Consider the following 24,543-nt stretch of genomic DNA (forward strand, 5'->3'; position numbering starts at 1 on the left):
TCTTCCTCTACTTTTTTCTCCAAACATTTTTATAAAGGTCAGTAATCGTAAGCTTGGCTACGCCCTCTTCACTGTTACCTTCAGTCCGTTCGTCACTTAAGAAGAAAGCGAATGAAAAACAGTCGCCATCCTTGTAGTTGATCCCGCACTGACCAGAGGATTGGGCATTGGACAGGTTACCGTCGTACTCGACAACCATCTTAGCTTGCGTCGACGTTGTGAAGGAATGATCGTTAATCGTCTCGTGGTACGCTCCTGAAACGAGCGTAGCTCCCGATAAAGCATACTTGCCGCTTGATCTAAAACCGATATCGTATCCGCCGTTTTGCGTCGTTTGGAGCCACGAGACGTATATGCGATGGTCTCCGTCATTATAGATCTCTTTACCGAGATTACTTTCAATATCGGACAAATCAACTTCCATCGAATACTCGCCTTCGATAAGATGACCCGTTTTATCCGTGAATTTTTCCGCGTTGTTAACAATATAAGCCATCCCATCCGTCCATAAGCCGAGTAGCCCCGAGGACCAGGCGACTGCCCCTATAACTACTAAAAGAAGGACACTTGCGTAGGGTTTTATTTTATCCTTCATGGCTATCCCCCTCCTGTCGCGCACTTCTCGAATCGTCGATTCGTCTCCTATACGATTCCAATGACTGGAAAGTTGCGCTCTTCAACGCGAAAGAACGCCGCCAGTCCCTGTCGAATCGAATTCGGCGGGGAGCGGCGGCGCTCATTGAATTAATACGTCAATTAAATACATTTGATTTTCATTAACCCAATCCTCTACAATAAGATCAAAATCTCTCGAAGGAGAGGATTCTCTTGATCAAAGCTTCCGCGGACCCGCAGTGGCTCCCGCTTTACGACGCGTTGGCCAGCGACGTCCGGCTGCATATCATTCGCATGCTGTCCGAGCAATCGATGAATAACAAGGATCTCGCGGAGCGATTGGGCCTTAGCGGCGCGATCGTCTCGATGCACGTCAAGAAGCTGCAGGCGGCCGGCATCGTCACCTCCGCGATGGTGCGCAAGGACGGCGGCACGCACAAGATGAACGCTCTCGCCGTGCCCGGCGTCGAAGTCCTGTTCCCGCACGTCCGGCAGGAAACGAGAACGTTCCACGAAGTCGTCGTTCCCGTCGGCCATTACAACGATCACGAAGTGTATCCGACCTGCGGACTCGCGACGACCAGCAAAATGATCGGCCAATTCGACGACCCGCGCTTCTTCCTCGATCCCGAGCGCGTGCAGGCAAGCATTCTATGGTTCGGCCGCGGATTCGTGGAGTATCGGCTGCCGAACTTCCTGCTCTCCTCGCAGCAGCTCGAAGAAATCGAGATTTCGCTGGAGATCGGGTCGGAGGCGCCCGGCGTCAACCGGGATTGGCCGTCGGACATCACCTTCTCTCTCAACCAGAAGGAGCTCGGCGTATGGACGAGCCCGGGCGACTCCGGCGAAGGCCGAGGCGCGTTGACGCCGGCATGGTGGACGGACCAAGTCAATCAATACGGCTTTCTCAAGCTCATCCAGATTCGAGAAGACGGCACCTACCTGGACGGGCAGCGCATGTCCGCGGTCGGGCTGCACGACTTGGCCGTGCAGCGCAATCAGTGGACGCTCCGTCTGGAAGTGAAGGAAGATGCCGCGCACGTCGGCGGACTGACGCTGTACGGAGCCGGATTCGGCAACTACAATCAGGACATCGTCTTCCGCACGTATTATCGATCGATGTAAGCCTCTAAGCGTACGTCTCCCACTCGGCCCCGCCCGGCAGCGGGCAGCGCTTCTCCTTCAGCTTCGCCGTAATTCGGACCAAGCAGCCGCACGCGACGCACGTATGTCCGTCGATCAGCTTCGGACAAGCGCGGCAGCGCGCCAGACGTTCCTCGTAAACCGCATCCGGCACGCAGTAGACGCTCCCGGGCCGAAACATCGGCGAGGAGAGGATCTTATCGATCCTCTCCTCGGTCACGCGAAAGTCGCTCCGGCACCCTTTGCAGTCTCGATCCGCCTCATTCCCCGCCCTCATCGGTCGGCGATCAGCTCCAGTACCGTAACGGACATCGGGGGCACGGTCGCCGCGAGCGCGTTCCCTTCGATCGTGAAATCGGCGAACGGCTTCGGCGCCACTCGCTCCGGCGAATCGAACGTATTATGCCCGTCGATTCGGTCCGCGGTCAGCGTCTTGCCGCTCGCGCTTACGTTCCCTTCCGCCAAGCCCCGCAGTTCGATGCGGACGCTCGCGCCCGCCTGATGATCCAGATTGCACAGGCTCACATGAATGCGCCCCTCCGCGTCGCGCGAAGCGGAAACGGAGACGTGAGGCAGTTCGTTCGCGCCGCCTCCGATCGTCCCGATCCTCTCGTGCGTATCCAGCAGCTCCGCGTCATGATGCACCTTGAACATCTCGAAGACGTGATAGGTCGGCGTCAGCAGCATCTTCTCGCCTTCCGTCAAGACGACCGCCTGCAGGACGTTCACCAGCTGCGCGATGTTCGCCATCCGAACGCGGTCGCAGTGCCGATGGAAGATGTGCAGTGTCATGCCCGCCACGAGCGCGTCGCGGATCGTATTTTGCTGATACAGGAAGCCCGGATTCGTGCCCGGCTCCACGTCGTACCACGTGCCCCATTCGTCCACGATCAGACCGATTCGCTTGTCCGGATCGTATTGATCCATGATCGCCGAATGTCTCGAGATCAATTCCTCCATGTGCATCGCCTTCTTCAAGGTGACGCTCCATTCTTCTTCGCTAAAGCCGGTCGCCGGCCCCTTCTCCGCCCAGGTGCCCGGGAGGGTGTAGTAGTGCAGCGTGATCGAATCCATGAACCGGCCCGCCTGCTTCATCAGCGTCTCCATCCAATGATAGTCGCCCTCGCTCGGACCGCACGCGATCTTATGAATGCGGTTATCGCCGTAATTCCGGACGTACGTCTGGAATTGACGGTACAAGTCCGCGTAATATTCCGGCCGCATATTGCCGCCGCAGCCCCAGTTTTCGTTGCCGACGCCGAAGTATTTCACCTTCCACGGCGCCTCCCTGCCGTTCGTCTTCCGCAGCTCCGCCATCGGCGACACGCCGTCGAACGTCAAGTACTCCACCCATTCGGACATCTCCTGCACCGTTCCGCTCCCGACGTTGCCGTTAATGTACGGCTCGCAGCCGAGCAGCTCGCACAGCATCATGAACTCGTGCGTGCCGAAATGATTGTTTTCGACGACGCCGCCCCAGTGGGTATTGATCATGCGCTTGCGCTGCTCCCGCGGCCCGATGCCGTCCTTCCAATGATATTCGTCGGCGAAGCAGCCGCCCGGCCAACGCAGGACGGGAATCTTCATCCGCCGCAGCGCGTCCAGGACGTCGTTGCGAATCCCGTTCGTATTCGGGATGGGCGAGTCCTCCCCGACCCACAGCCCTTCGTAGATACAGCGCCCGAGATGCTCCGAGAAGTGGCCGTAAATATTGCGGTCGATCACGCCTCTCGGCCGATCCGCGTGGATCACGACTTGATTGGTCATTGCGATCATTCCCCTCTCCCAAAGAATTAACACTGATATTAATCGTCTTCATAAACCATTAATTCATCTTCTATATTAATAGACAATTGTAGACTTCGCAATCCGTAATCGGATCATGCAGCAAAAGGAAACAGCCTTCTTCGGCGGACTGCCGAACGAAGGCTGCTTCTGACGGAACCCGAGCCGATTCGACACGATGTCGAACCTTCGGGGTTTTTCTTCCTTGTCACTTCTATCAAATCCTCAGTATGATGATTGTATTCTATGGGAAAGGATGGTTGTCGTGCAAAAGCTATCGAACCAAGCGTTGTTGGACGCCTACCATTACATCGCCAAGGGGGAACGACCGTTTCGCGAAGAGTTTTTTTCGGCCGTCTGCAAGGAACTCGCATCCCGAGGCATCCTCTTCCAGGGTAACGCGGAAGCCGCGAAGGAGGGAATTCGTAACGTCATGTGTCCGACGCAGGGAATCCAATTCAACGCCGGCTAATCGTACCATGCTCAACGGGGGAGACGGATCGTGACGACCGTTCCGTTTCCTACCTTGCTTTCGAATTTCATTTCGCCCCCGTGCTCCTGAACGATTTTATGGCAGATCATGAGCCCCAGACCCGTCCCGTGCTCCTTGGTCGTATAGAACGGGTCTCCCAGCTTCCCCAGCGCTTCCTCGTCGATGCCCGGGCCTTCGTCCGCGAAGCGAATCGTAACATGCCCCGCTTCCTTCCCGGCGGCGACACGCAAATTCCCGCCGTTCGGCATCGCCTCGATCGCATTCTTCATCACGTTCAAGAACACCTGCTTCAACTGATTGTCGTCGCACCGAATTTCGGGAATGTCGCCGTCGCATTCGAGATGAAGCGTCACGTCGTTCAACGCGGCGTGGGATTGCACGAGCGGGAACAAGGCGTCGAACAACGTCTCCAGCCGATGCCGCCTGTACTCCGAGGGGACGGGCTTCGCCAGCTGCATGAACTCGTTGACGATGTAGTTGATTCGCTTCAGCTCCGTCTCCATGATCGCGCAGTAGGCTTGATTGCCGTCGAACTTTTCCCTTAACAGCTGATTGAAGCCGATGAGAGCGGTCAACGGATTTCGGATTTCATGAGCGACGCCGGCCGCCATCTGTCCGATGACCGACAGCTTCTCGGACTTCCGTAAAGACTGCTCCCTCCGAATTCGCTCCGTTATGTCTCGAATCGTCGTTTGGTACACCTTGCGGTCCAATAAGGAAAAGGTTTCCCCGCTCGAAGCTTCCCCCTCGAACACGTCTCCGTCGCACCGAATGAACGACAGAGTGACCAACTCCAACCCGCCGCTCGATTGCCCCGCCGCGATAAACCGATCGCTCGTCTGCAGGTGGAAATCCGGATGGATAAAGTCGAGTATCGATCTGCCGACCACTTGCTCCGGGCCCTGGGCCCGAAGCAATCGGATCCCCGCATCGTTCGCGTAGACGATGATGCCTTCGCTGTGGACGAAGATCGCCTCCGGAACCGACTTCAGCAGCTGGCGGTAGCGCAGTTCGCTCTCCCGGAGCGATACCTCCGCCTTCTTCCGCTCCGTAATGTCCCTGCACAACAATTGAACGGCCGGCTCGCCTTTATACTGGATCGGCACGGCTCGAACCTCCGCGGTGACGACTCTTCCGTCGCGGCGAACCCACTTTTTCTCCATAATGTCCGTAGGCTTTCCGTATTCGAACGTTGGACCGCCCGGTTCCATGATCGACGGTCCGACGTCCGGCGACCAGAGGAAATCCGCGAGTCGTCTCCCGATCGCCGCTTCCGCGTTCGGGGCTCCGATCATCTCGGCTCCGGCAGCATTCGTGTACACCACGATTTCGTTGCTGTACACCAGAATCGGTTCCGGGGAAAATTCGACGAGCTGCTTATACTGTTCGTTCGTGAACCCGATCTCCCCGCCGGACGCCCGCTTCTTGCCCGGCCTCTTCTCTCTTCTATCCATGGAGTTCCCCCGCAGTCGCGTCCTCGTTCCAAGCTTACCCTACCCATGTATATATTACCTGCGCGGTCGGTTGTCAATCTAAAAATCTAGAAAAAGAGGCTCCCGACCGCGGCCGAGAACCTCTCTATGAAAATCTATAAGTTGAAAGCGACTTCCAGCTCCCGGATCCGGCCCTCATCGATGTGGACGATATCGCCGAGCGCTTTCGCCGCAAGGATCGATTTGGCGCTGTACTCCGCCACTTCCAGACGGTCGAACGCGCTGAGCAGTCCTTGGCCGGTAACGATAACGCAATTGTTTCGCACGATGGCGATCGGGGTATCCTTCGTCATGCGGGACGCCGTCGCCTCAGGATCGCGATAGACCGCGTCGAAAGCCAGCTTCGGCGCGCCGCGAAGCAAGATATAGCTTTCCGGGATCGTACGGGAATCGAAGGGCGCGTCGGTGACGGCGAACGCCATAATATTCGGCGGGTGCGCGATGACGATGGAGCCGACATGGGGCTGAAGGCGGTAGATCGCCTCGTGCAGCAGCAACGACTTGCTCGGGATTTTCCCTTCCTCCACCCTCCCGTCCTGGACGGCAACGAAATCTTCGGGCTCCATATACTTCCGGTCTTTGCCGAAAGGTGTAATTAGGAAACCATTGCCTTCCAGGCGTTGAGAGAAGGTGCCCTGGGTGCTGGTGAACAATCCCTGGTCGTATGCCCGGCGAATGAGCCCGCACATGTCCTGCCGCGCTTTCCTCTCTTCGGAAGAGACGAACGCGGGCGCGAACGTAGGAAGCCGGGGCTGCCCCTCGCTTCGGACGATGTCGAAGTCCTCGTCGGTCAGCGGCGCCGGCGTTCCGAGGCGGCGAGCCTCGATTTCCAGGCGGGCGCAGAAGTCGAGCGTCTCGAACATGCGGAACGCCTGGAACAGGTCGGTCGAGCCGACCACGACGCCGTGATTTTCCAGCATGACCGTGTCGATCCCCTCCGCGAACACCGCCGCGATGTTCCTTCCGAGCTCCTCGCTGCCGGGAAGCGCATAGGGCGCCATTCCGATCCTTCCGCAAATTTGCCGTTCGTTGGGGAGCAGCCTCGTATCCGGAATGCGCCGAACGATGCTGAACGATACTAACGCCGGCGGGTGTGCATGAACGATGGCCGCCAGGTCGTCGCGGGCTTCGTAAATCAGCCGATGGAACGGGAATTCGCTGGAAGGTCTATGGATGCCCTCGACCGTGCCGTCCGCTTTCACGCATACCATGTCGTCCCGCGTCAGCGCGCCCTTATCGACGCCGGCCGGCGTAATCCAGATGTCCCCGTTGCGATCCTTCACCGACAGGTTGCCGCCGGACGTCGTCGTCATGCCGTACCGATAGATGCGTTGGATGAACAGCAACAGCTGATCCGCCGGGTGCATGAATTCGATCTTCATTTTCTTCTCCTCGATTCGCCCGATTATTTTTGTTTGTCTTTGCTTATCTGTATTATAGCGAATCGACCGATCGAACAGGGAGACAATGATCACACAAAGAGCCGAGGCCGATGGAGCTAGTTCTATACGATTTCCTTGCAAGCGCCCAAGAACTCTCCCGATCCTTGAATATAACTGAATTAAAAAAGGTGAGAACATATGGCGAGGATACCGAATTACCCGCAATCGCTTCTTGATGAGCATTTTTTATGGCATAGCAATATGAACATGAATTTACGTCCTGGGGACGGTATCGAATTCCTTCGATTTCATCGTAACTTCTTACGGAAATCTTTACGATGGTATAACGCCCAAGGATTAAACCCGAAAAGCGTAGAACCTTGGTCTTCGATCCCCGTCGAAATAAAGACGCATCCAGGATGGACCAGCAGACTACAAGAGGCTGAAAATCGTATCACTAGAAATCTAGCGTCGTTCGAATCCTCCGATGAGCTCGGCATATTTTTGCTGACATCGTCTCTTCATGATGCCGTTCATGCCATCGGAGCGGAGGTTTATAGCGATATGGATTTCGGTCAAATTCGTTGGGCTCCTAGAAGCACACTTTTCTTTAACTGGCATGGAATGATCGATCGTAGGTGGAGGGCGTTTCAACGCATCAAGAAGAGCATCAGACGATCCAGATAACTTCTCTTTGCTTTAGCCCTTCCCATGCACAATCGCGGAGCATCGACGAAAGAGAACTGCTCCCGCGGCGGCGGCGCCGGAGAGCAGTCCATTACAATGAATCTATTGTTTCAATCCCCCAAGATCCGTTAGAAAATGTTCCGCGAACGTCGCATCCAGCTGCTTGCCGGCCAGCGCGGACACCTCGCGTTCAAGCGCGTTCAACCCGTTGCGAAGCTTCTCGGCGTCGTCTTCGTCTTGAAGACCGGCCGCCTTTGCAAGCAAGCTGTTGAGTACGCCCCGATTTGAAATCCACCCTTGCTCGTATGCCGCTTGCAGCGCTTCGTCAAGGAGACTGATATCCGTCTCGACCTTCAAGACGAATTGCCGCTCCGTAACGTTGCCGGCCGCATCCGTTGCTATAATCGCGATCTCATGATCTCCGACCGATAAAGCATAAGGCGCCGCTTCGATCGGCAGGCCGACCTCGGTCCCGTCCAGCATCGCTTTCGTATCGGTCAAGCCGCTGAGCGCATCCGTAATGTCGAACGGAATTCGGACGGCTTCATGGCGGTACACCGCGGTGGTCACGGCAGGTTCGACGCCTGGACCGGTCCGATCGATGCTTACCGTCGCCGATCGGACGGCTTCCTCGTTCCCCGCCTCGTCCACGCTGTAATAACGCAGCGTATGGACGCCTTCCGCGTCGATTTCGACCCGATTGCCCGAGACGAACGGCGCATCGTCCACGCTGTAATAGGTCGTCGTCTCGGCCCCCTCGGCGTCGACGGCGGTCAAAGTGACGACTTGGGCCGTATTTTGCCAGCCGGACGCGGCGTCGGCCGTCGTAACCGGCGGCGTAGTGTCCGTCGGTGTGGTCCGCGTCTTCACCGTGACCGCGTTGGACGCTTCCGATTCGCCGGCCGCGTTTTGCGCTTTCAGATAATACGTGTACTCGACTCCCGGCTCCGCGGTGCGGTCGTAGAACGTATCCACCTTCGCATACCCTACGTTCACCGCCGGTTCGCCGCCGGTCGAACGGTAGACGTTATATTGCGTCGCTCCGCCGTGGGACGTCCAGATGAGTCCGACGAACGTTTCGCCCGTCAGCCCTGCGAACAGATTCGACGGCGCCGCGGGCAGCGGCATCTCGACGGAGAGCGCTTCGGACGGCGCCGATTCGCCGACCTCGTTCACGGCCGTCACCCGGTAACTGTACCCGGATTGTCCAGCGCTCACTCCGTCGTCCGCGAATTCCGGCGACTCGGTCCCGGCCAACAAGGCAAAGCCGTTATCGCTGTACCCTTTCCGATAGACGTTGTAGCTTTCGGCGCCGTCGACCTCATTCCACGTCAGCTCGAATTCGGACGTGGATACCTTGCCGGCGGACAGTCCTGCGGGCGCCTCCGGCATCGCGACCGGCGGCTTCGTCGTCGCTGTGACGCTTCCGGACGGCGGGGATTCGCCGCCGGTCGTCGTCGACGATACTTGGTAATAGTACGTCGTCGACGGGCTTACGGTCCGATCCGTATATGTCTCGGCGCGAGTATACCCGATCTTCGCGTACGGGCCTTCCGGCTCGGTCGCCCGGTACACTCCGTAGCCGACCGCGTTCTCGTCAGGCGTCCAAGCGAGCTCGACGGAGAGGCTTCTCGCCGCCGTAACCGCAAGGCCCGAAGGCGCCGGAGGCTTCGGCTGCGAAGCGTCGTAGGCGAGCACTTCCGCGTCGCCGGCCGGCGGGGATTCGCCGCCCGCGTTGACGGCGGACACCCGATATCGGTACGTCACCCCGAGATCGACGGCCCCGTCCGCGAACGCCGCGGACTCGGAACTCCCGACGACCTTAAAGTACGGATCGAAGGTGGACGAGCGGTAAATCAAATAAGCGTCCGCCTCGCCGACCGGAGACCACGTCAGCGACGCCGCCGGACCTTCCGAGAGAGCTCCCGCCAAGTCCGAAGGCGATGCGGCGGGAGGCGCCGCGTTCGGCTCCGTCCGCTTTACGATGACGAAATAGTTCATGCGGGACGTATTTCCGTTCGCCCCCAGGACGACATGCGATCCTGCCGGATAAGTCTTCTTATACAGCTGGTAGGTCACCGGTTGGTCGTCCGTTACGACGAGTCCCGTATTCTCGTACGAGGAAGCCAACCACTGGGGCTTCGTCGTAATTCTCGAGTCGTGCGCGACGTATACGTCCGCGTCGGCGGCTGTATAGAACGAAACCAAGTCCTCGCTGGAAGCGCTTCTGGACCCGACCGCCGTCCGGATCCATTCCGAGCCCGCCACGTCGTCCGGAACGGTTACGAATTTATAAACCTTGCTGCCGGTCAGGCGGTCTCCGGCGACATAATCGCCGACTTGAAGATTGTCCTGCACCGACCAAGCGGCGGCGTTGACGGCTCCGTTGCTGCCGTTATCGTTGACGATCACGTTCCGGATCGCCTCCCCGTCCAAGCCGGGCGCAGGCTCCGGCTCTTCCGGCGCCGGCGGCGGCACGACCGGCGGCTCGAACGGCGTGCCGGTCCAAGACGGCGGAACCATCGGGTACCCTTCCGGGAAGCCAGGCGCCGCCAATTCGTTCAAGTAATCCTCGAGGTTCGTATACCCGTCGCCGTTCCGGTCGCCGTTGCGGTCCTCCGGGTCGGCCGGATCCAGCCCCTGCGCCGTCTCCCACGCATCCGGCATGCCGTCCCGGTCCGTGTCCGCGGGCGCCGTCTCCCGGGCCAACGTCGGGAAGCCGCCGACGTCGTCTTCGTCCCCGATGATGACCCCGGTTTGGTTCCGCACGCCGTCGATGACGCGAGCGTCGACCGCGTCGCGCGCGATCGATGCGCCGGAGTAATCCAGGATGTTCGCATACGCGTCCTCCGGCTCCTCCGTATGAACCGGAGGATACTCGAACCGCTCGGGAACGAGCACGCTCGGTCTCTCGGCCTCCATCATGCCGCTGCCCGTATCGGTTCCGTCCAGCACCCCGTTCTTGTTGCTGTCGATGCGATTGTTCTCGAGGAACAGGCTGTAATTCTCGTTCCCGCGTACCACGGCATACTCGGGATCGGCGGAATTCAGTCCCGCGATGAAATAGTTGCCGACGACGTTGCCGTAGCCCTTCGTCCCGGATTCGCCGCCGGCCACGTACGGGAACCCGCCCCAGTTATAGACGATGTTATTGACGAAGTCGATTTGGCCTTTCGTTTTCGGATTGCGGTCGTTGTTGTGGGCATACAGATTATGGTGCATCGTGATCGTGTTCATCTCGATCAGTCCGCCCATCGAGTGGGTCAGCAGCCCTTCGGAAATGATCGACCACTGCACGGTAATGTTTTTCGATCTCGGATTGTCGTAATCCTTGCTCTTGATGGACAGCACCTCGTCGGTTCCCCAGGAGAAGGAGGAATGATCGATGATGACGTTCCGGCAGTCCTCGAAATACATCGTGTCGTCGTTAAAGTCCTGCACCCCTAAGCGGAAGCGCATATACCGAATGACGATATCGCTGCAGTCGATAAACCGGATGTTGTTGCCCCGGATCGTCACGCCGTCTCCCGGCGCGGTCTGGCCCGCGATCGTAATCTTGGATTTGTTCCTCGCCACGATTTGAGGAATCGTGATTTCGCCGGATATATCGAATACGATCGTTCGCGGCGCAGCCCCGGCCGTCATGATGGCGTCGTGGAACGTTCCCGGGCCGGTCAGCTCGTAGCTGGTGACATGGTACACCTCGCCGCCCCGCCCGCCGGCGGCGGCGTAGCCGAAGCCCTCCGCCCCAGGGAACGCGGGCAGCGCGTCATAGCCCGCCGCCTTCGCGGCAGGCATCGGTTGAAGCAAGGACAGACCGATCACCGCACATAACAAAAGCGCAAACCATCTTCTCATAACGTCCCTCCGAACTACGAATTAGATGAATTTGCAATCGCTTACATATCAGATGTCCCGACCGTTTCATCTTTCCGTTCATCACTCGCCTCCTTTCCCTGTATGCGCCGCGATTGCAACTGCCATGTTACGATGCGGCGGCGGCGGCTTCAATCGTCGGATGTTACACGTCGTCTACAATATCGGGATCGCGGATTTGTTCATTCGCCGGAGGATCGGTTTGGCTTCCCGGATCGGCGCTACTTCCGGTTTCGAATCGTTACGACCGAACCGGCTCGCAGGCGAAGGCGGAAGCGGCGGCCCGCCTCCTCTTCCTCGAACGAGTGCGGCGTTCCGTCGTCCGACAGCGCTAGCGAACCGAACCGTTCCGGCAGCCGCAGCGTCAGCTCCGCCGCCCGGTCCGCGCGCAGCTCGGCGGCGAACCGGCCGCCGTCGACGTCCCACTCCATCGACACGGCGCCGGCGCAGAAGCGCCAGCCTTCCAATCGGCCGCGCCTCCACGCGGACGGCAGTGCCGGCAGCAGCTTCACGAGCGCAGGAGACACGTACAGCAGCATCTCCTGTACCGCATTCACCCAGCCTAGATTGGCGTCGAGCTGAATCGGAGCGGACGGCATGTCCATGCAAATTCCCATATTGCGCCAATCGTTGTGCAGCGTAAACAGGTTCGGCAGCAGGCAGGAACGGGCCAGCGCGTTCAAGCTCTCGAGCGCGCCGTCGCCGTCCCCGAGCCGGGCGTAGACCGACGCCATATGCGAGAGCGACCATCCGCTCTGAGCCCCTAGGTTGCGCAGCCGGACCGCCCGGTCGAACGCGGCGAACAGCTCGGGCGACTCCTCCCGCTGCACCTCATGTCCCGGGAACACCGGATACAGATGCGACAGGTGGCGATGATCGTACCGATCGTCGAACGTCTCGTCCATCCACTCCCGCACCGCACCGTCTTCGTTGACTTGATACGGCGGAATCCGCTCGAGCATGCGACTCCACTTCTCCAGTTCCTCCGCTCCGCAGCCGACGACGCGCCCCGCTTCGAGCAACGACGTAAGCAGCTCCTTCAGCAGCGCGAAATCCATCGTCGCATTTACCGCGGTCGGCATCGGATGGGCCAACGCTTTCCCGTCCTTGGGCATAAAATTAGACGGCGTATTTTCCGGGGAGACGGAAGGGTACATTTTGTAAAATCCGTTCTCCCCTTCGACGAGGAAATCCTCGTAGAACGCTGCAGCCTCTTTCATGAACGGCCACGCCGTTTCCTTCAGGAACCGCTCGTCTCCCGTGAAGGCGTAATGCTTGTAGAAATGACTGGATAGCCAGGCGGCCGCCCCCGTCCAATTCAGAATGACGGGAACGATTTGGTTCGGAACGCCGATGCCCGGCGTGGACCCGGCCGGGATATAGATGCCGCCGCAGCCGTACAGCTTTCGAGCGTTCGCGCGGAAATCTTCCATTAAATTGGAGTAATACCGGTACAACGATTCCGTCAGCCCGCCTAAGCCCCCGACGTGAGCATGCCAATACATCATCTGCACGTTCTCGTTCGCCATGTTGTGGCACCAGACGAGCCGATAATCGCCGCCCCACAGCCCGTATAAGCCGAACGGCTGATCGTTCGGACCGGCGCCGCAGATAAACAAATACCGCCCGAACGCCCACAGCTTCTGCGCGAGCGCCGCCGGCGCCTCCCCGTCGTAAGCTTCGAGCAGCAGCTGCTCGTTAGAACGCGCGTCGTCTTCGGCGTCATTCAGCTCCAACGCGGCGGAACGGAAAAGCGGTTCATGCAGCCGGACATGCCGCGCCAGCAGTTCCTCGTAGCTGAGGGAGACGCCGGACAATTCCGCCTTCAGTCGAGACCATTCCCGTTCGCGGTCCTCGCAAGACACGAACGTCTTTACGAGCGCCAGCGCGCGATCCGCGCCCTCGAACCGCAGGCCCTCCGGTCCCTCCGCAATGCGGCCTCCCTCCGGAATGAACCGCAGCACGGCTCCGAAATCCGTTCCGTCGTCGTTGCGGGCCCCGTACAAGACGTAAGCGCCGCCCTCCCCCATCTCCGTCCGCACCGTCGCGGACCGCTCCAGCTCCTGAAACTCCGGTTCGTTCTGCCAGCGGTCGCTCGGATGCAGCCGCAGCGCGATGTCGCCGCTCACGGCCGAAGGCGCGTCCGCCCGAATCTCGTACGCGATGCAGTCGTCCGCGCGCGAGACGAACAGCGTCCGCGTATACCGCGTCTCTCCGTCGTTCCAGCCGACCTCGACTTCCCCGGTATCCATCCGAAGCGATCGTTCATACTTGCGGAAAGGATGCGCGCACGGCATCCGCAGCCGGATGGCCGCGAGCGGAAACCGGGAAGCCAAACTCGTCTTATATCCGCGCTCCTTGAGCGCGTTCGCCAGCAGCCAGCTAGCCTCGAGAAACCGGTTTTCGTCCATCAGCCTTCTCGTCTCCGACAGATGAAACCGAACGTCCGGCAGCTCGTCCTTGCGACCCCAATGCCACAGGTCCGCGTGATTGACGACGACGGTTTCCTCCTGCACGGCGCCATATACGGAAGCTCCGAGCGTGCCGTTCCCGGAAGGCAACGCCTCGCGCCACACATTCCGCCACCAGGACGCCGGGTATTTCAGATGCATCTTCATGCAGAGGTCCTCCCTTGGAAAAAGAAGAAGCCGGCTACTCCCGCCGGCTCTCTTCTTCTTTCAGCTTCTCCATCTCCATGCTCGCCAGAAGGAACGGAGCGACGCCCATCAGCGCGTCGCTGACGATCTGCTCGCTCAAGTAATATTCGTAAGAACCGTCGCGATACTTGCCGTTGCCGCCGAGGCCGGCGCCGTGGCAAATCCGATGCAGGCGGACGCCCTGTTCGTCCTCGGTGACGAACCGCTGCAGGATGCCCTCGAAGGCGCGGTGCACTACGCTCGAATCGAGCTCCGCGACATAGTTCAAGCGAATGCCCTTGGCCAGCGCGTACGTAAGCATACACGAGGCGGACGCCTCCAGGTAGTTGCCTTCCCGGCCGTTCCGATCCATCACCTGATACCACAGCCCGCTCTCGTAATCCTGCGCGTGCCGGATCGCGTGAGCCATCCGATGGAAGATGCCCATGATCTGCCCGCGCTGCGGATGATCGAGCGGGAAGTGCTCGAGCGCGTCGACGACCGCCATCGCGTACCAGCCCATCGCCCGGCCCCAGACGTGAAGCGAGCGTCCGGTATCCCGATCGCACCACCGCTGCTCCCGGCTTTCATCCCATGCGTGGTGCAGCAAACCGGTGTCGGGATTGCGCGTCTTGCGTTCGATCAGCGCAATTTGGTTCGCGACGTCGTCGAAAAACCGCGGCTCCCCGAACGTCTTCGCGTACTCCGCCAGGAACGGAGACGACATATAGACGCCGTCGAGCCACATCTGGAACGGGTAAATCTTCTTGTGCCAGAAGCCGCCTTCGCTCGTCCTCGGCTGACCGATCAGCTGCACGGCAAGCCGCTCAGCGGCCTTCGCGTACTTTTCGTCTCCGGTCCGCCTCAGTAAGGAAAACAAGTTTTTCCCTTGATTGATATGGTCTAGATTGTAGTCTTCCAGGATGTACGTACGTATGGAGCCATCCTCCTGCACGAACAGGTCCATGTGCCGGCGCATCGCTTCGCGGTAGGCCGCTTCGCCCGTATGATCCGTCAACCGATCGAGCGCCATCAGCGCCATCCCGGAGACGTACCCCCACTTGTTGCCCATCTTCGGATGAACGCCGTCGACGCAAGCCGCGAGTATCGAATCCGCGATTTTCACCGACCATCGCGCTGGTTTGACCGCCGTTTCCGTCATCGTTTTCCGCCTCCTTCGCGCTTCTCTGTTTTCCGGACTATGGCAGCTCAAGCATCGGCAGCGTGTCGAACGCTTCCGGAAGCTTTACGAGGTACAGATTCGCATACCCGTTCTTATCGCTCGTAAACAGCAGCTTCTTCCCGTCCCGCGTAAAGCGCGGATGCGCATGCACCTTCTGGGAATGGAAGCTGCAGCGCAGCTCGCACAGCACGCGAGGGCCGTCCGTCTCTCTCCAGACGCATAACGTCTTTACGTTCCCCTTGCCGTCGACGACGGCCTGGCCGTAGCCGTCCGCATGCGAATGCCACGTGTCGAAGCCGAAATCCGTCTCCTTCATGGCCGTATTGTCGTATCGGATCCGTCCGAAGAAGTTCGTGCCGTCCGCGCGGAAGCCGTGATACCCGATCGTCTCGCCGTCCGGGAAGAAAAATTCGTGCCCGACTTTCTCCGAGGGCTCGAGCCGCTCCCGAATTTTCCACGCCCCGCCGTTCCGCAAATCGAGACCCCATATGCGATGATCGACCAGATGCCACGGCCCTTCGTGGCAGAAGGTGATGAGCCAAGGAAGCGTCGTCGACGCATTAATATGCGTTATGAAGCGGTTCGCTTCGTAGATGACCTCCGCCTCGCCGCTCGAGGCGTCTACGCGGATGATGCGGCTGAGCGGCGCCGCCTCCATCAGTTCGCGATGCCCGACATACCCGTTGCCGAGGTCGAGCCGGATCCGATGGGACAAGTCCTCTTGAATGCACGTCATCACGAACTTTCCGTCCGCCGTGCAGCTTAAGTTTCCTATATTAAACCCTTCGGGGGCGGCGTACAGCGGCCTCTCCTCCAGCGTATCCAGCGACAGCCGGGAAATCGTCTTCCGAGTTTTGACGAAGGCGACATCCCCTTGGGGACGCAAACATGCGTCCAAGTAATCGTTGTCCGGAACGTCGGTAAGCTGCTTGATCGCCCCGTCGTCCAGATTCAGACTGAACAAATTCGTACTGTTGTTCCGATCCGAGACGAACAACAGCTTCCGGTCGCCGTCATACCAACCGTCTTCCGTAAAATATAAATGATGGCTGTGCGTCTTATAATCGGTCAGCTGGAGCACCTCGACGCCCGTCAACCGATCCGTATACGTCTTCCACTCCGCCGGCCATATACGTCCCTTCCCCATTCAGTTCCCCTCCATCGCTTTAAAGAATCGGATGCAGCCCTTCCCACCGCACGGACCAGCGTCCGTTCCGCGGGAAGCCTGGGCAATCTCCTCCGGTTTCCGCGCCGTCCCAGCCGCAGGCCATCATGGCGACGGCGGTCAGCAGTCCCCCGTTCCCCGGCAAATAGGCGGTAAGCCCAGGCCGCTGATAGTTATGCCCATTGGACAGGTACGTGTTCTTCGTGGCTTCCATCAACAGGAAGTCGACCGCGGTCTCCGCGTCGCCGAGCCGCGCGGCCGTCATGGCGCACATCGGGAAGTCCCAGCCCCAGGCGGATTCCCATTGCCAATCGGTCTGCACCTTCCGCAGCGTGTTCCGCATGACGTCCTTGTCGACGAGCGTACCCGGCAACAGACCGAGCGCGCCGACCATGGACGGATGGTCGCGGTTTTTCAGCGTGAAGGTGTCCGGACACCGCTCGTGCGCAAGATAGACGCCGTTCCGCTGCGGAAGAGGAGCCATCGCGCCCGCCACCTTCGCCCAAGCCGGATTCGCCCGTACCTGCAGACGCTCCGCCCAACGCAACGCGATCTCCAGCCCGTACTTCCAATACTCCACTTCGTACGGCGGATTCATGCTTTCGTGCAAGGAGTGGCATTCCTGCGCAGGAATGAGCGGCGGCCCCAGATCGAACGACTTCCGCTCTTCGTTCCAATGCGCGTAGGACACCATAAAATCCGCGGATTGAAATACGAGGTCCGCATATCGCTCCAACGTCTTGCGGTCCGGCTCGACGCGGTAGATCAGCTCCGCCAGCGTCATCGGATGCGGCTGCTGCCAGATGAGTCCCGGCGCCACGGGGGAAGGGCTCTGCGCGCCGTCGAAGCCGACCATCTTCGGCCAGCGTGCGCCTTCGTAGCCTTGGGAGGCCGCCAGCTCTTTCGCCAGCGGCAGGATCGAGTTGTACCAGTCCATACTGTTCTTAAGCAGGGACGCCCGGCCCCAAAGCGGAAAATGAGCCGCGTGCCACCAATGCATCTCCAGGTGCATCTTCCCGAACCAGCTGTTGTACATCAGCCCCGTCTCCTGCGGCGGCATCGTACCGGCGCTGTGAATCGCCGTCAAATATTGCGACAGCACGACTCTCCGCTCCAGCTCGCGTGCCCGCTCGTCGGCGGAGCCGGACAAATCGACCGCGCCGCCGCTTTCCCAGAACGTCGACCAACGCTCGGCGCTCGACGACTCCGCCTCCGCCGCCGATGTCCGCGCCGGGTCGCCCGGAGCGAAGCCGATCGTGCACTCCAGCCGGTCCGCGCCCGTCGCCCCCCGCAGCGTAAATTCGTGCGCGCCGGTGCGTTCGAGCGCACCCGCCGTCCACTCCAAGCGGACGCGGTAGCCGTCGTCGTCCATCGTCCGGCGCAGCACGACGGACGTCGCCGTCTCGGCGTCCGCCTCCGTCCGATGCCTGTCGTCGTTCCCCCAATCCGGGAACACCGACTTCGCCCATGCGGTATTCGTCATATCGGGGGCGGGGAAGCGGACGAACAGCTGCAGCCGGTTTTCGGCGATCAAGGGGGACGAGACGCGAACGCCGACGGCGTCCTGTTCCCCGTGGCAGCTGGTGACGACGTCGACCGGCCGGCCATCGAAGACGAACTCGCTTCGGACGATCCCGGTCCATAAATCCAGTTCCTGCCGAAGCCGCTCCAGCTCGGAGAGACGCGCTTCCGAACCGTCCTCGCGAAGCAAGCGGAACGCGATCCGCCCCAATTGCAGACGATGCGGATTTTGCCGCAGCCAATGGTACGCTTCGGCTTTGTCCTCGGGCTTCATCGGGTAGCCGACCTTGCGGCCGTAAGTCTCGTACGTCTGATACGCGATATCCTTCTCCGAATAGACGCCTCGCCCCCCGGTGTAATGCCATCCCCAGTTCGACTGCGTGCCGAGCGGCGTCTCGTAATCGTCATAGAACGTTTGAAGTCCCGTCGCGTCGACGCTGAAGCCGAATCGCCCGTTCCCGATCGACAGCGGGGCGAGCGGCTCCGGCTTCGTCAGCACCGGATTATGGCGCGACACGATTTCCTTTCGATTCAAGTTCATCTCTCCCTCGCAACTCGACATTCGCCGCTTCGCTTCTGAACTTCATCATCTCGCGGTACTTGCCCGGCGTAATGTTTTTATATTTGCGGAACACCCGAATAAAGCTGTTCTCATGCTGATACCCGACCTTCAGGGCGATGTCGGATATTTTATCCTCCGTCTCGACCAGCAGCTCGCCGGCGCGGTCCATGCGCAGCTTCGTGAAGTAGCCGTAGATCGTCTCGTCCATCTCCTGCTTGAACAGCTGGCTGGCGAGACTGACGCTGACGCCGGCCGCGTCGGCGATTTCCTGAATCCCGATCGGCTCTCCGAGATGCCGCTTCATAAATTCGACCATGCCTAAGCAGAGGACGAAATCCTTGCTTTCCATCAAGCTGCGGTACCGCTCCGACAGTTCCGCCGCCTTGCTTGCGAAGAGCGACGCGATATCGTCCAGGCTCAGCGTATGGAGCTCCTCGAACGGCCCCTCCTCCGCCCAGTCCTCCGCATCTTCGCGCAATCCGATTCGGCGAAGCCGCTCGCCTGACGATTTCAACAGCTTCAGCGCGTCGGAGGGGTAGTACGCCGCCGTGCGCAGCTCTTCCGCCATGCGCTCGACGATCGCGACCGAGCGGGCTTCGTCGCCGGCCTCGATCGCCCCGGCTAGATCGTCCAACCACTGATCCTTCATCGTCGCCGCGGACGGCTCGTGATCCGATACATCGGCGAAGAGGATGACGCTCTCGTAACCGCGGAACAGCCGATAGCCGAGCGCGTTATCCGCCTCCAGCATCGCCTGCTTCAGCTTGCCCGCGTCGGCGTGCGCCGCGCTGACGCCCATCGACACGCTGAAGCCCAGCATGCGGTGAACGACCTCCGCCGCATGCCGGCACGCCTCCCGACACGCCTCCTCGCGGCGCTCCGAAGCGCGCTTTCGCTGCAGCAGCAGCGCAAGCTTGTCTTTGCCGAAATCCGCGCATACGGTGCGCCATTCCGGCGAGAACAGCTCCGCGGTGACGTTCGCGATCGCAAACTTGAGAAGCGAATGATCTGCGCTCGGGTAACGCCGAGCCCATGCCTCGTAGCGGTCGATCGAGACGACGACGAACGTAAGCGGCTCGTCCGTCCAATCCTGGAAATAACTGCTCCATTTCTCCCGCATTTCCCGAATGCTGCTGACGTTGCCCATATAGATATCGAATAGATACTTCGAGGACGCCTCCGGCATCGTCTGACGGATGAGCTGGGACAGCTGCGCGTGGTCGCTGAGCAGCTCGGTCGTCAGCCGCTCCAGATGGAGCAAGTCCGCGTTCGGAATGTCCCGGTTGCTTTGCCGGAACAGCCGCTGGATCCGCCGAACCGGTCGGAAGGCGACGGATTGAATGTAGACGACCGTGAGCACGCCGAGCAGGAGCGCAGCGGCCGATACCGACATGACGACGTCGCGGACATGCTTCGACCGCGCGAGCAGGCTGTCTTGAGAGACGAAGGACACGTACTGCCAGCCGGTCAGCGGCGACACGAGCCGATTCACCAAATAGGACACGCCGTTATGCCGGAAATCCCACAAGCTTTCTTCGCCGGGTTGCGATACGGCGTCCTGAACCAGCGTCGCATCGAAGCCGCCGCCCGAAACGGAATAGAGGATGTCGCCGTCGAGATCGACGATGAATCTCGCCCGCTCCAACTCGGACCGGTGCGGCGGATGGAGCCTCGCGAACAGCTCCTCTTCCTTCAGATTGATCGCTACGATGCCCTTGAACTCCCCTTGAATCAATACCTTGCGGAACAGCGTAAGCTCCGAGCCGGCGTTGCGAATCCCTCCGCTCGCTCCCGGGGGGACGGAACGCTTTCGAACCAGCATCTTCTTGTCTCCGAATTCGCCCGCGATACCGACCCACTCGGAATCGGGGAAGGTCACCTTGCTGGAGCTGTAGCCCTGCGGCATCGATACGAAGCTGCCCCGCTCCGTGTCGTAGACATAGATGCTGTCGATATACGAGGTGTTGCCGATGAGCGTCGAGAAAAACTCGTAAATTCCGGAAATGTTGGTATAAGAGTTTTGATTGTCCGCCGTCAAGAACGTATAGACGTTGGAATGCAGCGCCACGGAAACCGCGATTTGATCGGCCTTTTCGATATAATCGTCGATAAAGTTCATGCTGATCTGCAGCATCTGGTGCTGCGGTTCGCTAAGCTCGCTCTGCAGCACGGATTTGGAGGTATAATAGGACGTCGCGCTGACCCCCATGATGATGATGCAGACGGAGACGGTCAGAAACAGCACCAGCCGAGTTTGCGTATTCGTCAACGTATAGGCGAGCCATTTTTTCAAAGACTGGACCATTCGGGTTCCACCTCTCGCAGTCTTTCGCAGGTTCCTTCCATTGTACTTCGAACCGCCTTCGGCTTTGCAAACGCTTCCGACCGTCTTCTTGCATCCTCACCCGCGGTTTCCGCCTCGCTGCTCTCTTATCCTATCGTTTGCTCCTTTTTCCGGCCGCTCCCCAAAACTTCCAACAACTTCATCGTTTCGACGCCCGCCAGCATGACGATCCCGATCCCGTGCGTATCGTTGAGGTTCCATGAAAGCTCGTGTTTATAATAATGGTTGGAGAAGGAAAAGCTCGAACCGCGGCACACGCCGTACAGGTTCCCGCGCTTGTCGATCGCCGCTTCGCACAGCCCCTCCCATGCGGCCAGCGCCGCCTTCCGGTACGGCAGCTCGGGCGCGAGCCAGCCGTTCCGCACTCCGCGCGCGAAGCCGTACAGAAACATCGAAGTGCAGGAAGCTTCCGGGTACGACTCCGGATCGGTCAGCACTTGATGCCATAGCCCCCGTTCCCCTTGCAGCGCCAGATAGCCTTCGGCCAGCTCTTGATAGAATCGTAGAATATCAGGGTACGCGTCATGTTCGCGGGGAAGTACCGTCAGCAGCTCCGTCAAAGAGAAAAACACCCAGCCGTTCCCGCGGCCCCAAGGCGTCAGCGTCGGCTTCCCGGCGGCGACGTCGTATACATGCGACATGATTTTCTTGTCCGACATGTACAAATATTTCTTGTACAGCAGCAGCTGGCGGGCCGCTTCGGATACATAACTCGGGTCGCCCGACGCTTCCGCGAATCGGCATAAGAACGGCACGCTCATATACATGTCGTCGCACCACATCGTATTGTGCATGCTCGGCGACACGCCGACCTTCCGGTACAGCGCGCCGTCCTCGAGCCGGTCCTGCCGATGCATCACATACTCCGCGATATGCGCCGCGGCTTCCCGCACGCCCTTCAGCGGGCGGATGGCGCGATCCGCCAGCAGCGACAGCGCGCCGAACGAACCGCAATCGTCCAGACTGTCGACGTGGGACAGCTGGTTGTTGATGCCTGCGGCGCCGAATTTCGCGCGATCCCAGAGCGAATAAGCGAAACGGGAAGACGCGAATTCGACGTGCCTAGCGACGTAGTCGAGGATATCGGGACGGCCCAGCGTCTTCCCCGTCTCGAGCAATCCGTAGAGCGTCACCCCGAGCGGGTAGTTCCACTTCCCGAACCGTTCGTTCTCGAGGAACGGGCGCACGAAGCCGACCGGCGACGCCGTCCGCCAATAGAACGGCTCTTCCCCTTCCGGAGCCGCCAATGCGTCCATCGTTAGGTAGTCCGTTATATCGACGGCGTCCGCCGCGGGGAAAGGCCCGAGGTAAAGCCACGGCTCCTTCGCCCCCGCCGCCCGGCGCGGCGTCCGCAGCTTGCCGGCGAGCGACGCCCCGGTCAGCCGAAAGCCCCAGCCGCCGGAGCCGCATTCGCTCCGGACGACCAGGTCGGCGATCCCCGCGGGGACCCGGATCGGAACGCGGAAGTCCCCGGGACGGTTTTGTCGAAGCACCTCGACGCCGTTGAGCTGCACTCGGATCGGTCCGTACGCCGTGCCCTGCAGCGCGAGCGGTTCGCCGTCGGCGAGCCGGCCGTCGATTTCGGTCCAAGCGTATGCCGCGTATCCGTCCCGCCGTCCGTATAAGCGCTCCGGCCGCGCCTCGAACACATCCGCCCCTGGCGCTTCGCCCTCGGCTGCCTCCTCGGAAGGATCGCGCTCCGGAAGCCACTCGGCGCCCGTCGCCGCTTCCAAGACGGACATGGCGGGAATGCCGGGAAGCGGATCGTCCGTCGGTCTCGTATACAGCCAGCCTTCTTCCCCGTCCCGGTCGACGGACGGAACCAAGAAGTGGTACGGAAAGTTTTTCCGATTGCTCGTCCCGAAGACCGCCCCCGCGCCTCGCTCCAGCTCCAGCACGAAGTGATTCCACCCCTTCGTCAGCGGAACGGGCAGCCGCAGCGGCTGCGCCGCGGCGCCTTCCTCGTCCTTCGACGAGCCGAACCGCTTCTCGCCGTTATGGTACAGCTTCACCGGGCCGAGGCAGGTGATGGAGAACGGGAAGGTTTGCGCTTCGGGGCTCCATAGCTTCGCCCAAGCGTACGCCTTCCTCCCGGTCGTCCCCGGCGGGAATAAGACGTCCCCCGGAAAGACGTATCGGTGGTCCTCACCTTTCCTTATCGGCTGCTTCCGCGATACCCGGTACACGGGTGCGTGCATCGGATGGTCGCCGATATACTTCTGCGCCATCGTCGTCAGCACATGCTCGACGGACGTCCCGTCCGTCTGCCGCGCCATGCTTTCTTCGGGATCGAAATACGGGTTCCGCGTCGTCATGCTCGTCCTCCCCTCGCCAGGCTCAGCTCTTCCGACTGAAGGCCGCCGAGCACCTCTTCGATGGGGATCGGCCGATGCTCCTTCGCCGAGCGCCAGACCGCTTCGCCGGTCGCGACCGAATACGCGCCGTCCACCGCCCCCGACAGGATCCGGAACGGCCTTCTCGCGTCCTCGCCCATGAACAAATCCTCCAGCAGCAGCGGATCGCCGCCTCCGTGGCTGCCCTCCTTGTGCACGACATGGATCGTCTCCTTCGAGCCGAACAGCGGGAAGTAGTCGATCGTCTGCAACGGCGTCGGGAACGGCGTGCGGGCGGGCATATGATATTCCAGCGTCTCGAGGCGTCCCTTCGTGCCGTTGATCGCAAGCCGATAGCCTTCATACGGAAGGGAGAAATTGACCGAATAGCTGAGCAGCGCGCCATGGTCGTACCGAACGACCGCCGTATACGTGTCTTCGATGTCGATGCTGGAGTCGAAAATGCACTGATCCGCCCGATATCCGGTATACGGGAACGCGGGAGACCGCTGTCCGCCCAGCGACTCCAGATGATCGTCCGGGACGGGGGCTCGCTTGCTTCTCGCGTTCCATCGCGCGTAGTACGCGCAATCGTCCGCTGCGTCGCAGGTGGCGCAGTGGCGTCCGTCTTCGCGCCGCGGATTCAGCTCGCTGTCCGCTCCATAATAGTTCAGGGCTCCGTAGGCGAACGCCTCGACCGGCTTCTGGTTGATCCACCAGTTGACCAAATCGAAGTGATGCGTGCTCTTATGAACGGATAAACCGCCCGAAAATTCCCGTACGCGATTCCAACGCTTAAAGTAACTGGAACCGTGGTACGTATCCAAATACCAGTTCAGGTCGACCGAAGTGATGCGGCCGAGCTTGCCCTCCGACACCATCTCTTTGATTTTCGTGTGAATCGGCGCGTACCGGTAATTGAACGTTACCGTGACCGTACCCTTGCTCCGCCGCTCCGCTTCGACGATGCGGCGGCTGTCCTCGCCCGTCGTCGCCATCGGCTTCTCGGTAATGGCGTCCAAATCCCGGTTCAGCGCCTGAATAATGTATTCGGCGTGCGTATGGTCGCGGCCCGCCACGATGATGCAATCCGGCTTCGTCTCGTCGACCATCCGGTCGAACTCCTCCGGCCCGTACGTTCGGATATCGGCATGCTCCGGAAACCGGCTGCGGAACAGGTCGAACCGGGCGGGGTCGGGATCGAGCAAGCCGACCAGCTCGCAGCCGCCGGCGAACGTCGTCGCAATCGGCTTCGCGAACTGACCGAGCGCCCGGCCGCTTACGCCGCAAATCGCAAATCTTCTTCTGTTCACGGAAACTCCCCT

Annotated in this window: 16 protein-coding genes; 3 read left to right on the forward strand and 13 right to left on the reverse strand. The window is 60.3% G+C overall.

Features of this window, described 5'->3' with window-relative positions:
- Positions 1-7: 7 nt before the first annotated feature.
- Positions 8-595 carry a hypothetical protein gene (locus FE782_RS14295; RefSeq protein ID WP_138194892.1) on the reverse strand — a complete coding sequence of 196 codons (588 nt, stop codon included), beginning with the start codon at positions 593-595 and terminating at the stop codon, positions 8-10.
- Between the two features lie 233 nt (positions 596-828).
- On the opposite strand from FE782_RS14295, the gene FE782_RS14300 reads away from it, so the two are divergent.
- Complete coding sequence (locus tag FE782_RS14300; protein ID WP_138194893.1) at positions 829-1,740, forward strand: ArsR/SmtB family transcription factor; 912 nt, start codon at positions 829-831, stop codon at positions 1,738-1,740.
- A 4-nt stretch (positions 1,741-1,744) separates the two neighbouring features.
- Here FE782_RS14300 and FE782_RS14305 read toward each other — a convergent pair whose 3' ends face one another.
- On the reverse strand, positions 1,745-1,978 hold the full coding sequence (locus tag FE782_RS14305; protein ID WP_238392489.1) for a DUF6171 family protein: 234 nt from the start codon (positions 1,976-1,978) through the stop codon (positions 1,745-1,747).
- 53 nt (positions 1,979-2,031) lie between these two features.
- Positions 2,032-3,525, reverse strand: a complete 1,494-nt coding sequence (locus tag FE782_RS14310) for an alpha-N-arabinofuranosidase (protein WP_138194895.1) — start codon at positions 3,523-3,525, stop codon at positions 2,032-2,034.
- A 283-nt stretch (positions 3,526-3,808) separates the two neighbouring features.
- On the opposite strand from FE782_RS14310, the gene FE782_RS14315 reads away from it, so the two are divergent.
- Positions 3,809-4,015, forward strand: a complete 207-nt coding sequence (locus tag FE782_RS14315; RefSeq protein WP_138194896.1) for a hypothetical protein — start codon at positions 3,809-3,811, stop codon at positions 4,013-4,015.
- Positions 4,016-4,026: 11 nt separating this feature from the next.
- Here the strand turns inward: FE782_RS14315 and FE782_RS14320 are convergent, their stop codons facing one another.
- Both FE782_RS14320 and FE782_RS14325 read right to left on the reverse strand, forming a co-directional pair.
- Positions 4,027-5,490, reverse strand: a complete 1,464-nt coding sequence (locus FE782_RS14320; RefSeq protein WP_138194897.1) for a PAS domain S-box protein — start codon at positions 5,488-5,490, stop codon at positions 4,027-4,029.
- A gap of 134 nt (positions 5,491-5,624) precedes the next feature.
- Positions 5,625-6,911 carry a class II aldolase/adducin family protein gene (locus FE782_RS14325; protein ID WP_138194898.1) on the reverse strand — a complete coding sequence of 429 codons (1,287 nt, stop codon included), beginning with the start codon at positions 6,909-6,911 and terminating at the stop codon, positions 5,625-5,627.
- A gap of 267 nt (positions 6,912-7,178) precedes the next feature.
- Between FE782_RS14325 and FE782_RS14330 the strand changes: the two genes are divergently transcribed.
- Positions 7,179-7,598, forward strand: a complete 420-nt coding sequence (locus FE782_RS14330; RefSeq protein ID WP_238392493.1) for a tyrosinase family protein — start codon at positions 7,179-7,181, stop codon at positions 7,596-7,598.
- 102 nt (positions 7,599-7,700) lie between these two features.
- Here the strand turns inward: FE782_RS14330 and FE782_RS14335 are convergent, their stop codons facing one another.
- The 8 genes from FE782_RS14335 to FE782_RS14370 all read right to left on the reverse strand — a co-directional run bounded on the left by FE782_RS14335 (position 7,701) and on the right by FE782_RS14370 (position 24,531).
- Positions 7,701-11,456: an OmpL47-type beta-barrel domain-containing protein gene (locus FE782_RS14335; protein ID WP_202914535.1), complete on the reverse strand. Its 3,756-nt coding sequence runs from the start codon at positions 11,454-11,456 to the stop codon at positions 7,701-7,703.
- Positions 11,457-11,695: 239 nt separating this feature from the next.
- A complete protein-coding gene (locus FE782_RS14340; protein WP_138194899.1) occupies positions 11,696-14,092 on the reverse strand; it encodes a glycosyl hydrolase family 95 catalytic domain-containing protein in 2,397 nt (798 codons plus the stop codon).
- Between the two features lie 34 nt (positions 14,093-14,126).
- The gene (locus FE782_RS14345; protein ID WP_138194900.1) at positions 14,127-15,272 is read right to left on the reverse strand and encodes a glycoside hydrolase family 88/105 protein; all 1,146 of its coding nucleotides are present in this window, start codon (positions 15,270-15,272) and stop codon (positions 14,127-14,129) included.
- Positions 15,273-15,309: 37 nt separating this feature from the next.
- Positions 15,310-16,440 (reverse strand): oligogalacturonate lyase family protein, encoded by a 1,131-nt coding sequence (locus FE782_RS14350; protein WP_138194901.1) that lies wholly within the window; start codon positions 16,438-16,440, stop codon positions 15,310-15,312.
- 19 nt (positions 16,441-16,459) lie between these two features.
- A complete protein-coding gene (locus FE782_RS14355) occupies positions 16,460-18,520 on the reverse strand; it encodes a glycoside hydrolase family 65 protein (RefSeq protein WP_138194902.1) in 2,061 nt (686 codons plus the stop codon).
- Complete coding sequence (locus FE782_RS14360) at positions 18,483-20,846, reverse strand: AraC family transcriptional regulator (RefSeq protein ID WP_138194903.1); 2,364 nt, start codon at positions 20,844-20,846, stop codon at positions 18,483-18,485. Before FE782_RS14360 ends, FE782_RS14355 begins: the two co-directional genes overlap by 38 nt.
- Positions 20,847-20,971: 125 nt before the next feature.
- Positions 20,972-23,200 (reverse strand): glycoside hydrolase family 88/105 protein, encoded by a 2,229-nt coding sequence (locus tag FE782_RS14365; RefSeq protein ID WP_138194904.1) that lies wholly within the window; start codon positions 23,198-23,200, stop codon positions 20,972-20,974.
- The gene (locus tag FE782_RS14370) at positions 23,197-24,531 is read right to left on the reverse strand and encodes a Gfo/Idh/MocA family protein (protein WP_138194905.1); all 1,335 of its coding nucleotides are present in this window, start codon (positions 24,529-24,531) and stop codon (positions 23,197-23,199) included. Before FE782_RS14370 ends, FE782_RS14365 begins: the two co-directional genes overlap by 4 nt.
- Between the last annotated feature and the right edge of the window lie 12 nt (positions 24,532-24,543).

Source organism: Paenibacillus antri (assembly GCF_005765165.1).
In the GTDB taxonomy this organism is placed as follows: domain Bacteria; phylum Bacillota; class Bacilli; order Paenibacillales; family YIM-B00363; genus Paenibacillus_AE; species Paenibacillus_AE antri.

Excerpts from the sequence above, each read along its gene's own strand:
- FE782_RS14330 (WP_238392493.1), top strand. The coding sequence starts at position 7,179 with ATGAATTTACGTCCTGGGGACGGTATCGAATTCCTTCGATTTCATCGT.
- FE782_RS14325 (WP_138194898.1), bottom strand. The coding sequence starts at position 6,911 with ATGAAGATCGAATTCATGCACCCGGCGGATCAGCTGTTGCTGTTCATC.
- FE782_RS14340 (WP_138194899.1), bottom strand. The coding sequence starts at position 14,092 with ATGAAGATGCATCTGAAATACCCGGCGTCCTGGTGGCGGAATGTGTGG.
- FE782_RS14350 (WP_138194901.1), bottom strand. The coding sequence starts at position 16,440 with ATGGGGAAGGGACGTATATGGCCGGCGGAGTGGAAGACGTATACGGAT.
- FE782_RS14360 (WP_138194903.1), bottom strand. The coding sequence starts at position 20,846 with ATGGTCCAGTCTTTGAAAAAATGGCTCGCCTATACGTTGACGAATACG.
- FE782_RS14355 (WP_138194902.1), bottom strand. The coding sequence starts at position 18,520 with ATGAACTTGAATCGAAAGGAAATCGTGTCGCGCCATAATCCGGTGCTG.
- FE782_RS14310 (WP_138194895.1), bottom strand. The coding sequence starts at position 3,525 with ATGACCAATCAAGTCGTGATCCACGCGGATCGGCCGAGAGGCGTGATC.
- FE782_RS14345 (WP_138194900.1), bottom strand. The coding sequence starts at position 15,272 with ATGACGGAAACGGCGGTCAAACCAGCGCGATGGTCGGTGAAAATCGCG.
- FE782_RS14295 (WP_138194892.1), bottom strand. The coding sequence starts at position 595 with ATGAAGGATAAAATAAAACCCTACGCAAGTGTCCTTCTTTTAGTAGTT.
- FE782_RS14320 (WP_138194897.1), bottom strand. The coding sequence starts at position 5,490 with ATGGATAGAAGAGAGAAGAGGCCGGGCAAGAAGCGGGCGTCCGGCGGG.
- FE782_RS14335 (WP_202914535.1), bottom strand. The coding sequence starts at position 11,456 with ATGAGAAGATGGTTTGCGCTTTTGTTATGTGCGGTGATCGGTCTGTCC.
- FE782_RS14365 (WP_138194904.1), bottom strand. The coding sequence starts at position 23,200 with ATGACGACGCGGAACCCGTATTTCGATCCCGAAGAAAGCATGGCGCGG.